Annotated in this window: 11 protein-coding genes; 4 read left to right on the forward strand and 7 right to left on the reverse strand. The window is 58.7% G+C overall.

Going from position 1 to position 12,650, the window contains the following annotated elements:
- Positions 1-134: 134 nt before the first annotated feature.
- From ACQY4M_RS19660 to ACQY4M_RS19685, 6 genes are all read right to left on the reverse strand, one after another.
- A complete protein-coding gene (locus tag ACQY4M_RS19660) occupies positions 135-3,728 on the reverse strand; it encodes a hydantoinase B/oxoprolinase family protein (RefSeq protein ID WP_428547712.1) in 3,594 nt (1,197 codons plus the stop codon).
- A 57-nt stretch (positions 3,729-3,785) separates the two neighbouring features.
- A complete protein-coding gene (gene pth / locus ACQY4M_RS19665) occupies positions 3,786-4,463 on the reverse strand; it encodes an aminoacyl-tRNA hydrolase (protein ID WP_428547715.1) in 678 nt (225 codons plus the stop codon).
- Positions 4,464-4,579: 116 nt separating this feature from the next.
- Positions 4,580-5,257, reverse strand: coding sequence for a 50S ribosomal protein L25/general stress protein Ctc (locus ACQY4M_RS19670; RefSeq protein ID WP_428547718.1), 678 nt, complete (start codon positions 5,255-5,257; stop codon positions 4,580-4,582).
- A gap of 193 nt (positions 5,258-5,450) precedes the next feature.
- Positions 5,451-6,614 carry an alpha-hydroxy acid oxidase gene (locus tag ACQY4M_RS19675; protein WP_428547721.1) on the reverse strand — a complete coding sequence of 388 codons (1,164 nt, stop codon included), beginning with the start codon at positions 6,612-6,614 and terminating at the stop codon, positions 5,451-5,453.
- 199 nt (positions 6,615-6,813) lie between these two features.
- Positions 6,814-8,367, reverse strand: a complete 1,554-nt coding sequence (locus ACQY4M_RS19680; protein ID WP_428547724.1) for a trimethylamine methyltransferase family protein — start codon at positions 8,365-8,367, stop codon at positions 6,814-6,816.
- A gap of 123 nt (positions 8,368-8,490) precedes the next feature.
- Positions 8,491-8,910 carry a MerR family transcriptional regulator gene (locus tag ACQY4M_RS19685; RefSeq protein ID WP_428547727.1) on the reverse strand — a complete coding sequence of 140 codons (420 nt, stop codon included), beginning with the start codon at positions 8,908-8,910 and terminating at the stop codon, positions 8,491-8,493.
- A 73-nt stretch (positions 8,911-8,983) separates the two neighbouring features.
- On the opposite strand from ACQY4M_RS19685, the gene ACQY4M_RS19690 reads away from it, so the two are divergent.
- From ACQY4M_RS19690 to merA, 4 genes are read left to right on the forward strand one after another with little or no spacing between them, the layout of a single operon-like run.
- A complete protein-coding gene (locus ACQY4M_RS19690; protein ID WP_428547730.1) occupies positions 8,984-9,388 on the forward strand; it encodes a mercuric transporter MerT family protein in 405 nt (134 codons plus the stop codon).
- A gap of 11 nt (positions 9,389-9,399) precedes the next feature.
- Positions 9,400-9,690 (forward strand): cation transporter, encoded by a 291-nt coding sequence (locus ACQY4M_RS19695; protein ID WP_428547733.1) that lies wholly within the window; start codon positions 9,400-9,402, stop codon positions 9,688-9,690.
- Positions 9,691-9,694: 4 nt separating this feature from the next.
- Positions 9,695-9,913 (forward strand): mercury resistance system transport protein MerF, encoded by a 219-nt coding sequence (gene merF / locus ACQY4M_RS19700; protein WP_428547736.1) that lies wholly within the window; start codon positions 9,695-9,697, stop codon positions 9,911-9,913.
- A gap of 11 nt (positions 9,914-9,924) precedes the next feature.
- Positions 9,925-11,355 carry a mercury(II) reductase gene (gene merA, locus ACQY4M_RS19705; RefSeq protein WP_428547739.1) on the forward strand — a complete coding sequence of 477 codons (1,431 nt, stop codon included), beginning with the start codon at positions 9,925-9,927 and terminating at the stop codon, positions 11,353-11,355.
- Between the two features lie 7 nt (positions 11,356-11,362).
- On the opposite strand, the gene ACQY4M_RS19710 is transcribed toward merA, so the two are convergent.
- Positions 11,363-12,454 carry a phosphagen kinase gene (locus ACQY4M_RS19710; RefSeq protein WP_428547742.1) on the reverse strand — a complete coding sequence of 364 codons (1,092 nt, stop codon included), beginning with the start codon at positions 12,452-12,454 and terminating at the stop codon, positions 11,363-11,365.
- Positions 12,455-12,650: the final 196 nt, after the last annotated feature.

Below are 12,650 nucleotides of genomic sequence, written 5' to 3' on the forward strand. Positions count from 1 at the left end.
GGGCTTTTCTTTTGCCTTCTTCTTTTCCCAAATACCTTCGGGGGGAATTGCCGCAGGCAAGGGGGGCTGACAGCCCCCGTCCCCGAGCATCAGCGAGATATCAAGCGTTGCTTTAAAGCGCTGTAGCAACTCCGCTAAGCAGCACCCCAACCACCGCCACCGGGTGTTTGCATCTCGAACACCCCGCCAGCGGGTAAATCGATCTCGTCATTGCCCTTTAGTTCCAGCCGCGTTCCGTCCGGCATCACGGCCACATTCACACCCACTGCCCCGTCCGCACCGCCATCCACACCGAAGGGTGCCACGACGCGGCGCGAACACAGGGTAGTCACCTTAACCGGCTCCAAAAACCGCATCACCCGCACAGCGCCATTGCCGCCGGACCAGTGATCAGCGCCGCCTGATCCTGCCCGTATCCCGAACGCCTCAAGCCGCACCGGAAAGCGTTTTTCCAGAATTTCGGGGTCGGTCATCAGCGTGTTGGTCATATGGCTTTGTACCGCATCACAACCGTCAAACCCCGGCCCGGCACCCGTGCCACCGGCAATGGTCTCGTAATTCTGGAACACCTCGTTGCCCCAGATAAAATTGTTCATCGTTGCTTGCGAACAGGCCATCACATGCAGCGCGCCGTATAGGGCGTTACAGGTTGCCTGCGACACCTCGGTATTGCCCGCAATCACCGCCGCCGGATATTCAGGGTTCAGAAATGTGCCCTTGGGCGCTATGATCTTCAGCGGTTTCAAACACCCCTGATTCAGCGGAATATCCGCCCCCACCATGGTGCGAAACACATAGAGCACCACCGCCGAGCAGACCGCGAAAGGTGCATTGTAATTGCCCGTATCCTGCGGCGAGGTGCCGGTGAAATCTATCACCGCCTCGCGCGCGCCCTGATCCACTGTCACCTTGACCTTGATCACGGCACCGCTGTCCATCGGATAGGTGAATTCCCCGTCCTTCAGCCGTCCGATCACCTGACGCACAGATTCTTCGGCGTTGTCCTGCACATGGCCCATATAGGCCCGCACCACTGGCAAGCTGAATTGTTCAACCACCCCCAGCAATGCCTGGCGTCCGGTTTCATTCGCAGCCACCTGCGCCTTCAGATCGGCCATGTTCTGGGCGATGTTGCGGCAGGGATACCGGCCCGAAGCCAAAACCGCTTCGGCCTCGGCCTCCAGCAGCTTGCCGCGTGACATCAGGCGCACGTTGTCGATCAGCACGCCTTCTTCATCAATATGTGTGCTGTCGGGCGGGGCCGACCCCGGCGTGCGCCCGCCGATATCGGCATGATGCCCGCGTGATCCCAGCCAGAACACAATCTCCCCTGACACGAACACAGGAGTCACCACCGTGACATCAGGCAGATGCGTGCCGCCGTTATAGGGTGAATTCAGCATAAAGGCGTCACCCTCGTGAATATCGCCCGCGTTTTCCCGCATCACGGTTTTGATGCTGTCGGCCATCGACCCCAGATGCACCGGCACATGCGGCGCGTTGGCCACCAGATCGCCGTTCACATCGAAAATCGCACAGGAAAAATCCAGCCGTTCCTTGATGTTCACCGACCACGAGGTATTGGCCAAGGTCGCGCCCATCTGGTCGGCCACCGACATGAACAGGTTGTTGAATACTTCCAGCAGCACGGGGTCCGCATCGGTTCCGGCGGCCGCTGCGCGCTGTTTCTTTTGCCCGCGCTCGATCACCAGATTGCCCAGCGCATCGACCTGCGCCACCCAGCCCGCTTCGATGATATTCGTGCCGGTGGGTTCGGTGATAATCGCGGGGCCGGTTACCTTGGCCCCCTGCCCCAAATCCTCGCGATTAAACAACGGAGCCTCTTGCGCCGCGCCACCCGCATAGAACGGCACATGCGCCACCGGATTGGCCACATCGCCCTTATGTCCCAAGGCTTTGGGCGCTTCGCCGGTATCGCCCACCGCCTCGGCGCTGACCATATCGAACAGGATTGCCCGCTTTGGCGACACAAATCCGAACCGCTGTTTATGCGCGGCCTCGAACGCCGCCTGCATGTCATCCGCAGTGCCAAACGGCACTTCAAGCGCCTGATGCGAACCGTCATAGCGCAAATATGCCATCTGGATGCACAACACCTGCGCCACCCCTTGCGCCAGCACCTCGGCTTCGGCCTCGGCCCGAATGTCTGCCAGCACCTTGCCCGCCTGCGCCACCTGTTCCAGCGGCACATCCACCTGCCGTTCGCGCAGCGCGCGGATTTCGGCCAGTCCCATGCCATAGGCCGACAACACCCCCGCATAAGGGTGCACGAACACGCGGCGCATGCCCAAGGCATCGGCTACCAGGCAGGCATGTTGCCCGCCCGCACCACCAAAACATTGCAGAGTATAGCCGGTCACATCATGGCCGCGCTGCACGCTGATCTTCTTGATCGCATTGGCCATGTTATCAACCGCAATCCGCAGGAAACCTTCGGCCACCGCCTCGGGCGTTTGCACCGGCAGACCCGTGGCGGCAGCAATTTGCGCAGCCATTTCTGAGAACTTGCGGCGCACTACCTCGACATCCAGCGGCAAGTCGCCATCGGGGCCAAACACATGCGGGAAATGGTCCGCGTTCAGCTTGCCCAGCATCACGTTGCAATCGGTCACCGTCAACGGCCCGCCGCGCCGGTAACAGGCCGGACCGGGATCAGCCCCCGCGCTTTCAGGCCCCACCTGATAACGCCCATCCGCAAACGTCAGGATCGAGCCACCACCAGCGGCCACCGTATGAATATCCATCATCGGCGCGCGCATCCGCACACCAGCCACTTCGGTTTCAAACGACCGCTCGTAAGCGCCAGCATAGTGGCTGACGTCGGTCGATGTCCCGCCCATGTCAAAGCCGATCAACCGCTGATACCCCGCCACCTCGCCGGTTTTGACCATGCCGACAATCCCGCCCGCCGGTCCCGACAGGATCGCATCCTTGCCCTGAAACAGCGCGGCATCGGTCAGCCCGCCATTGGACTGCATGAACAACAATCGCTCGCAACCACCCTTACCCACATCCAGCGCATCTGCCACCAGTGAAACATAGCGCCGCAGGATGGGCGACAGATAGGCATCCACCACCGTGGTATCCCCGCGCCCGACCAGTTTGGCCAGACGCGAAACCTCGTGACTGACCGAAACCTGCGTAAAGCCAACCTCGTGCGCGATCTTTGCAACGCGGGCCTCGTGCGCGGGGTTCAGATAGCCGTGCAAAAACGCAATCGCCACCGCGCGGATCCCGCTGTCATAGCCCGCCTGCAACGCCACCCGCGCTGCATCCTCGTCCAGCGGGGTCACCACCTCGCCATCCGCATCCAGTCGCTCGGGCACTTCGGCCACGTTTTCATACAGCAAGTCAGGGCGTTTGATTTCCAGATCGAATAGTTTGGGGCGGGTCTGATACCCGATCAGCAGCAGGTCGCGAAACCCATGGGTGATCAACAACAGCGTGCGTTCACCTTTGCGTTCCAGCAGGGCATTGGTGGCCACCGTGGTCCCCATCTTAACCGCCGAAATCCCCCCTTCGGGCAACGGATCATCCGCCCCCAGCCCCAGCAATTCACGGATACCCTGCACCGCCGCATCCCTATAGCGTTCGGGGTTCTCGGACAGCAGTTTATGCGTCACCACCCCGCCATCGGGGCGCCGCGCCACCACGTCGGTAAAGGTGCCACCACGGTCGATCCAGAATTCCCATTGCGATTGATTCATGCCCACTCCTTTTGTCGGAACAAGGCTTTGCGAAACCGGCAAGGGATGTCAACGCAACTACTTGAATTTATCCATCAGTTTTTGCATCGGATTGCGATCATCCACCGGATCAGCCTTTGGCGCATCCTTCGCTGCCGATGGTTTTTCTGCCTTCTTTGCCTTGACCGGCGGCTTCATCCGCAAACCAATCGCGTTCAAAAACTTTGCACTGTCCCCTTCGGCCAGATCAATCGCCCCGTCACCAATCCCGCGCAACAGATCGTCCAGCCATTCGGCATCCGCACGGGCGAAATCATGCAGCACATAGCCCGATACGCGGTCCTTGTGCCCCGGATGGCCGATGCCGATCCGCACCCGGCCATAGTCCGGCCCGATATGCTGATGGATCGAGCGCAAACCGTTGTGGCCCGCGTGCCCGCCGCCCTGTTTGACACGGATTTTACCGGGTGCCAGATCCAGTTCGTCATGGAATACCATCACATCCTCGGGCGCCAGCTTGTAGAACCGCATTGCCTCGCCCACCGACTGGCCCGTCAGGTTCATGAAAGTTTCCGGTTTCAGCAAGATCACTTTTTCGCGCCCCAGCCGTCCCTCTGTAACGCTGCCCTGAAATTTGCCCCGCCACGGGCCAAAACCGTGGTCCGAGGCAATATGGTCAACAGCCATGAAACCAACGTTATGCCGGTTATGCACATATTTCGCACCGGGGTTTCCAAGGCCGACAAACAATCGCATCGTGATTTCCTTTTCCTTGCAGGTCGCCGGACCCTACCCACAGCCCCTTGAAAACGCAAACGCGGGGCCGAATGGCCCCGCGTTCAAACTCTAGCAAATACAAATAAGGGTAAGGATTATTCCTCGCCGCCCTCTTCGGTTGCTTCTTCTTCGCCCTCGGCTGCTTCGCCTTCAGCGGATTCGGCTGCTTCTGCGTCGGCAGCTTCGTCTTCAGCGGTTGCAACTGTCGGCGCTTGCACGTTGGCAATCACGAAATCACGATCGGTGATTGTCGGCGTTACACCTTCAGGCAGTTCGATGCTGGAAATGGTGATCGTATCGCCAACGTCCAGACCGGCCAGATCCACTGTGATGTGATCCGGAATATCACCAGCCATCACGTTCAGTTCCACTTCGGGGCGCACAACGGTCAGAACGCCACCTTTGGCCAGGCCAACGCATTCTTCTTCGTTGATAAAATCGACGTGGATCGCAAGATCGATGCGGCTGTCGCGGTGCAGACGCAGGAAATCAACGTGGATCGGAAGGTCTTTGACAACATCGCGCTGGATGTCGCGGCAAATGACGCGCACGTCGTCATGGCCTTCAACTTTCAGGTTGAACAGGGTCGACAGAAAGCCGCCCGCGCGCAGGTATTTGATCAGCACGTTGAAAGGGATGTTGATCGCAACCGGATCAGCGCTCCCGCCATATGCGACACCGGGCACCATGCCCTCACGGCGTGCTTGACGGGCGGCCCCCTTGCCTGTCCCCGCGCGTGCCGTGGCAATAAGATCTGGAATCTTGCCAGCCATTGTAATTCTCCTAGGTTAGTGCGGGCTCCTCCAAGGGTGTAGTCCCGCGTGAAGTCGCGCGTATAGACGGGAATCGCGGGGATGTGAAGGGAAAATTCATGCGAAAACACTGCCCTTCACATTACGCACATTTGCCTTACGCAAAGCAGACCCAAATCATACGCATTTCAGGCAACCCGGATTGGCGGGATTATTACTCCCACTCCCCCGCAAACCCTTTGGGCACCAGCAGCATATCGCGGTCCAGTTCGTCAATCCTCCGGCGCCCGCACAGCCCCATCGTCAGGTCCATTTCGCGGTGGATCACCTCAAGCGCCTTGGTCACACCCGCCTGCCCCATCGCGCCCAGACCATAGGTGTAGGCCCGCCCGATATAGGTGCCCTTGGCCCCCATCGCCATCGCCTTCAGCACGTCCTGACCGCTGCGAATGCCGCTGTCCAGATGCACCTCGACCTTGTCGCCAACGGCCTCCAGAATTGGCCCCAGCGCGCGGATCGCGCTAAGTGCGCCATCCAGTTGCCGCCCGCCGTGGTTGGACACGATAATCGCATCCACCCCGACATTGGCGGCCTTTTTTGCGTCCTCGACATCCAGTATCCCTTTCAGGATCACCTTGCCGCCCCACATCTTTTTGAATTGCTTGATCCGCTCCCAATCCAGCGTCTGATCAAACGCGGATGCAGTCCATTCCGACAGGCTGGACGGGTCAGTCACACCGGCGGCATGGCCAACAATATTGCCGAAAAACCGCCGCTTGGTGCCCAGCATCCCAAGGCCCCACTGCACCTTGGTCATCATATTGGCGATGGATTTTACCGTCAGTTTGGGCGGGGCGGACAGGCCGTTTTTCAGATCCTTGTGGCGCTGGCCCAGCAGTTGCAGATCAACCGTAATCACGATGGCCGAACAATTTGCCGCCCGCGCCCGATCAAACAGGCGGGTCATGAAATCGTCATCCTTCAGGGTGTAGACCTGAAACCAAAAGGGTTTCGTGGTGTTCTCGGCCACATCCTCGATCGAGCAGATCGACATGGTGGACAAGGTAAACGACACGCCGAAATCCTCGGCCGCTTTGGCCGCCTTGATCTCGCCATCCGCGCATTGCATGCCGGTCAGGCCCACAGGGGCCAAGGCAACGGGCATGGTGACATCCTCGCCAATCATCTTTGTCGCAGTGCTGCGGCCGGTCATATCCACCGCCACCCGTTGGCGCAGGCGGATTTTATCAAAATCCGTGACGTTTTCGCGAAAGGTTTGTTCCGTCCAGCTACCGCTTTCGGCATAGTCGTAAAACATCTTGGGCACACGTCGGCGGTAAATCTGTTTCAGATCGTCAATATTGGTGATCACGGCCATCGGGTATCCTTTCACAACTCAAAACTGCGCGTATTGGTCAAACCTTGTGACCAATACGCAGCAAAACTCAAGCCCAAATCCGCCCTTATAGCGTTCCGACTTAATATTGGATCATGCCCTGCCAATGAACGTCATTGCTGCGCAATCACTGCCTCACTGGCAGGGCATGACAAGTGTTTCAACAAAAAGTCAAAACGCATTAAACCGTTTCGACCCGCCCCGAGTAGACCTGCACGATATGTTCATCGGCCTTGGCGGCCAGTTCGGCAATCTCGCGGGTTTGATCCTCGTCCAGCATCCCGCCCTCTGGCGCCGCCGCGATTGATGCCAGTGCCGCATCCCGCGCAGCCTCGAACGCGCCGTGCCTTTCTTTCTTCTCGTAGTCATCCCGTCCATCCCGCTGGAACACCGTAGGAATAAACTGATCACGGCACTGGGCAACCGTGTGGTCGCTGTCCAGAAAATGCCAACCAACGCGTATTGACGACAGTTCGTCCCAATTCAGACTGGAATCATCAATCGCGGGGCTGCGTAGGAACCGCCGCACCATCGCGCCGATTTCATTGTCCAGCACCGCCTGCACTGGCGAAAACACCGTGGCGCATTCCAACTGCCCCACGCCACCCAGAATATCGGCCCCCGCAAGTGCCACGTTCTGCATCAGCATCGCCCTTTCCGCCATTGATTGATGATCGGCATCGGGCGTATCCGAGCCCGAGCCATAGGTATGCGTCATCATGCCAAAGCTTTTCATCAACTGGATCGACATATTCGCCGCCTGCATCGCCTCGACACTGGATTGCAGCGCACTGCCCGTGCGCATGTCCAGTGCGAACATCAAAGGCGTGGCGATCACCGGTGTGCCCGGCGCAAGGATATGCGCCATCGTCATCATCCCCAGAATTTCCGCTGCGGCCATCAGCGCAAGGGACGGCACCGACAGCGGGGCCGTGCCACCGGCGGATGGCAACGAGCACGCATGGATCGGCACGCCGTATTGACCGGCCTGAATGATCACCTCGGTGTCCATGTATTTGAATTCCAGCGGGGTGAAGGAGCAGGTGATCACGGATGTTGAGGGCCGCGCCCGCAGCACATCTTCGCCCCCCGCCGCAATCGCCGCGATCTTCATCAGGTATTCGATGTTTTCCTTTTGATAGGGCTGCATCCAGACGTGTTTATGGGTGTTCGCGGTGATCGCCGCATAGGCGTGGATATCCGCTGTGACCTCGGGCACGCCATGCACGAACGGATGCGCAATAAACCCGATCTGGTCCAGATCATTGGCCACCGCCGCAATTTCCCGCGCCGCCTGCACATCCATATTGCGATAGCTGGCATCCCGCGGGTCAACATAGCCGTGCCCGCCGGTGCCGGTGCGCAGGATGAACCCTTTGTCTGGACGCGGCACCTGCATGTCGAATTCCGGTTTGCGGCCTGCAAACAGTGCGGATTTCGGCGTGGCCGCCAATGTTTCCTCAACCAGTTTACGGGGCAAACGGATGCGTCCGGCTTCGGTTCCTTCTGTAGCACCCGCCTTTAGAAACGCGGCTTTGGCGGCGGGATGCACCACCATCACACCGTAATCTTCCAGCAAGGCAAAAGCGCGGGATTGCATGAATTCCAGCCGGTCGGCATCCAAGAAGCCGAACCCCGGTCGGGCGGCAAACACACGGTCGATGGAAAAAGCGTCGGCGGGTTTTACGGATTGTGGCGGAGATTTACGGCCACGGCGTTTTGGTCTTTGTGTCATGTCATACCTTTCTGACGAACAGATTTGATATGGCACACACCGATTACGCTCACTGCCTGCCGACTTGAGCGGGGTCAGGTTAGCAAAGCCGGATTGCCCTGGCAAATGCGATCTATCCGGCCATTAGTCGACCTCGAACAACGCATCCAGAATCGGGCATTCGGGCACATCCCCGCGGCTGCATTGGGAAACCATATCCGACAACATATTTTCCAGCTTTTTCAGGTTGGCGATCTTGTCCCGAACCGAGGCCAGATGATCAACCGTCAGATCATGCACCTCGCTACAGGAGTAATCCTGCCGATCCGCCATTTCGAACAGGCCCCGGATTTCATCCAGCGCAAACCCCAGCCCGCGTGCCCGCCGGATAAAGAACAACCGCTTTAGCTGATCATGATTATATTGCCGGTTGCCCCCTGCAGTCCGATCCGGTTTTGGCATCAACCCGATCCGCTCATAATAGCGGATCGTTTCGATATTGACGCCGGTTTCGCGCGACATCTGGCCAATCGGATAGGCTCGCGTGTTCGTGATCCCGTTCATCGGAAAACCTCTTGCATCTGTAGTAGCTACAGATCGTATATATCATCCCGCAGCAACAATCGCGAGAGATATAATGACTGAAACGACTGATCTACCGGGGCAGCAATCCACCAGCCAAAGCCGCAAACACCGCATGATTGCGGCAGGCGGTATCCTGGGGGCGATTGCCGCCTCAAGCTGTTGCATCATTCCACTGATCCTGTTCAGCCTCGGTGTGTCCGGAGCGTGGGTTGGCAATCTGACTGCCCTTGCCCCCTTTAAACCGTTCTTCATTGTGATCACGCTTGGGTTTCTGGGCTACGGGTACTGGCTGGTTTATCGCAAACCCCAAGACTGCTGCGATGGCGAGGTCTGCGCCCGGCCTTTGCCAAACAGGTTGGTCAAAGGAGCGCTGTTTGGATCAACTTTTCTAATCATTCTGGCGCTTTTCTGGAAATGGATCGCCCCAATTGTTGCCCCCATCATGCTTGGACTTTGAAAGGAAACCCGATGAAACTGAAAACCTCTGCTATTGCCTTGATCGGCCTGCTTGCCGCCGCTCCGCTTTGGGCTGCTGAACAAACCGTAAAATTTGCCGTCCCCGGCATGTATTGCGCCAGTTGCCCCTTTATTGTCGAATCCGCAATGGGCGGTGTTGATGGCGTCATATCGGTGGCGGCCGATTCAGACACAAGAACAGCCCTCGTTGTTTTTGACGACGAGATCGCCACGGTTGACGATATCGCCGCCGCTTCGGCTTCGGCCGGATATGAAGCGACTGTGACAGAAGGCGAATCCTGATCCCATGAATGATAAATCATTATTGAAAGTCGGCATCATCGGCACCATCACGGCTGCGCTGTGCTGCTTTACTCCGGTTCTGGTGGTGCTGTTTGGCATCGTTGGTCTGTCGGCCTTGGTCGGCTATCTGGATTATGTGCTGTTTCCGGCGCTTGGACTATTCATCCTGCTGACGATCTATGCGCTTTGGCGCAAACGTGGCCAATCTGGAACAGCCCAATAAGGAATATCAAAATGAAAGATTGTTGTAGCGACAAGAAACCGGATGGCAGTTTTGACCTGCTGGTCATCGGGGCGGGATCTGCCGGATTTTCCGCTGCCATCACCGCGGCCGAGGACGGAGCCAATGTTGCTTTGGTCGGGCATGGCACCATTGGCGGGACATGCGTCAATGTCGGTTGCGTGCCTTCAAAGGCGATGATCCGTGCGGTCGAAATCATGCATTCCGCCACAGCGGCCAACCGGTTTGACGGGATCAAAGCGACGGCAAAAGTAACCGACTGGGCCGCCATTGTGCGCCAGAAACAGGCGTTGGTCGATGATCTGCGGGCGGCGAAATACATCGACGTTCTGCCGAATTACGATGCCGTGACCTATATCGAGGGGGCCGCCCGGTTTCAGGCCGATGGAAGTGTTTCGGTCAACGGTCAAACGATCAAGGCATCCAAGGTGATCATCGCCACAGGGTCACGCCCGCATGTGCCCGATATTGCCGGTCTGGATGGCATCGACTGGCTGGACAGCACCACCGCGCTGGAGTTGGACACTCTGCCGCAATCGCTGATGATCATGGGCGGGGGATATATCGGGGTGGAACTGGCCCAGATATTCGCGCGGGCGGGGGTGAAAGTGACCATTGTCACCCGTCATGGACTGTTGCCGAATGCCGAGCCGGAAGTCAGTGCCGCGTTGACAGGCTATTTCGCCGACGAGGGGATTACGGTTCTGGACGGGCTGACATATAACAGGTTCGGGCAAACGGGCGGGCAGGTCACGTTGCAGACCACACAGGCGGGAAAGCCGCTTGCCGTGACAGCCGAACGCCTGTTGCTGACCACGGGGCGCGTGCCCAACACGGATGCTTTGGCACTGGACGTGGCGGGGATAAAGACCGACCCGCGTGGCGGCATTGTGACCGATGCACAGATGCGCAGCAGCCTTGCCCATGTCTATGCCGCAGGGGATGTCACAGGACGGGACCAGTTCGTGTACATGGCCGCTTACGGGGCCAAAATTGCCGCCAAAAATGCAATCCTTGATGCGGGGCTGTCTTATGACAATTCGACCATGCCCGCCGTGGTATTTTCCGACCCGCAAGTTGCCAGCGTTGGCCTGACCCAAGCCGCGGCCGAGGCGCAAGGCATCGAAACTGTCACCTCGGTACTACCGCTGGAACACGTGCCACGCGCACTGGCTGCACGGGATACGCGCGGGTTGATCAAACTGGTGGCGGACAAAGGCAGCAAGAAACTGTTGGGCGCGCATATCCTTGCACCTGATGGGGCGGACAGCATCCAGACCGTCGCTATGGCGCTAAAGGCGGGCATGACCTATGATGACCTTGGCGCGATGATTTTTCCCTATCTGACAACGGTTGAAGGGCTGAAACTGGCCGCGCAAACCTTCGAGAAAGATGTGGCAAAGCTGAGCTGTTGTGCGGGATAACCGTTGACTACCCCGCCGTCTCCATCTCCCACAGCTTCGCCGCCCCGTCATACAGCCGTCGCATGATCTGCATTTCCGACACCCCCAGCCGTGCCGAGGGGGAGACGTCGACCAACCCGTCCGCGCCTGCGTCCGAGTGCTCGCCCCCTGCCCCGCGCACCGCCAGGCCAAGGTCTTTGGCTGCATTGGTTACGGTCGACAGATCGGTGCCTCCCTTGGTCAGTTTAGGCAGTTTCATATGCAGGCTGGCCCGCATCCCTGCGCCCAGATTGGTCGGGCAGGAGGCAACCGCGCCGTATTTGTCGGACATGGCGAATTCGGGCAGCAGCCCCTCCAGCACCTTCAGCCCCGTGTGCAACCGGTCAAACAGCGCGTTCAGGTTGCCACCCTTTTGCATCGCCATAATGCGCAGGTGGTCTTCTTCGCCGACCCAGACCAGAAAATCCTGATCTTCGGACACATACATGCCGCGCCCATAGGGCCAGTCGCCGGAAATACCCGCGACGTTCAGGAACCGGTCGTTGCTCATGTCTTTGAACATCTGGTGGGCGGCAACGCGGCGGTCGTATTCGTCCGCGCTGATCTCGTGCGTTGAACCGGGGGTGATCGACAGGTATTGCCCGCCGAACGCGGGGATCTCGGCCAGTTTGGCAAAGGCATCCGCCGCAAGGGTTTCAAACGCCACCCGCTGATCCCTGTTCATAGCGCCGGGCAAGGGGAAGGACGCTGCATTTCGCGCCACCCGCACCCGCATGGAAACGTCTTTCAGCGCCGGATCAATTGCGCCCAGATCACAAGCCGCCTGCGTGGTGTCCCAATCATGCGGCTGGGCAATCGGGGTATCATCAGGGATGCCGTGGAAATCATGGATCAGCTTATCAAAGAAAGGCGCGAAATCGGCATAATCCTGCGCGTCCATCGCATAGGCCCCCATCGAGCTGTCGGGGTTGGCAATGCCTGAGGCGATGATTTTCAGCAGGCGCTGTTGCAGGGCGGGGTCCAGAACACGGAAATATTCCATGTCGAAATGCCGCGCCATCAGGTTGTTCGGATGGGATTGCTTGATTTTGGCGATCTGTGCGATTGGGTCTTGTTTCATGGTTTTTCCCTTAAACTCGTATATTTATCATTACATCAGGTATCGCCGTGACGCGCCCGACCCTGGGTGGGCGCCGCAACAGCTATCACATTTGAAAACGCCGCATTCCACCATGACCGGCACACAGAAAACAACGCTGCTATGCGCCCTCCCGTGGGGAAGGTCGGGCGCGTCGCGGCGATGCCGCTCCGGTGCT

It is taken from the genome of Profundibacter sp. (genome assembly GCF_965277155.1).
Taxonomy (GTDB): domain Bacteria; phylum Pseudomonadota; class Alphaproteobacteria; order Rhodobacterales; family Rhodobacteraceae; genus Profundibacter.

Coding starts and splice junctions, on each gene's coding strand:
- ACQY4M_RS19660 (WP_428547712.1), bottom strand. CDS start 3,728: ATGAATCAATCGCAATGGGAATTCTGGATCGACCGTGGTGGCACCTTT.
- pth (WP_428547715.1), bottom strand. CDS start 4,463: ATGCGATTGTTTGTCGGCCTTGGAAACCCCGGTGCGAAATATGTGCAT.
- ACQY4M_RS19670 (WP_428547718.1), bottom strand. CDS start 5,257: ATGGCTGGCAAGATTCCAGATCTTATTGCCACGGCACGCGCGGGGACA.
- ACQY4M_RS19675 (WP_428547721.1), bottom strand. CDS start 6,614: ATGGCCGTGATCACCAATATTGACGATCTGAAACAGATTTACCGCCGA.
- ACQY4M_RS19680 (WP_428547724.1), bottom strand. CDS start 8,367: ATGACACAAAGACCAAAACGCCGTGGCCGTAAATCTCCGCCACAATCC.
- ACQY4M_RS19685 (WP_428547727.1), bottom strand. CDS start 8,910: ATGAACGGGATCACGAACACGCGAGCCTATCCGATTGGCCAGATGTCG.
- ACQY4M_RS19690 (WP_428547730.1), top strand. CDS start 8,984: ATGACTGAAACGACTGATCTACCGGGGCAGCAATCCACCAGCCAAAGC.
- ACQY4M_RS19695 (WP_428547733.1), top strand. CDS start 9,400: ATGAAACTGAAAACCTCTGCTATTGCCTTGATCGGCCTGCTTGCCGCC.
- merF (WP_428547736.1), top strand. CDS start 9,695: ATGAATGATAAATCATTATTGAAAGTCGGCATCATCGGCACCATCACG.
- merA (WP_428547739.1), top strand. CDS start 9,925: ATGAAAGATTGTTGTAGCGACAAGAAACCGGATGGCAGTTTTGACCTG.
- ACQY4M_RS19710 (WP_428547742.1), bottom strand. CDS start 12,454: ATGAAACAAGACCCAATCGCACAGATCGCCAAAATCAAGCAATCCCAT.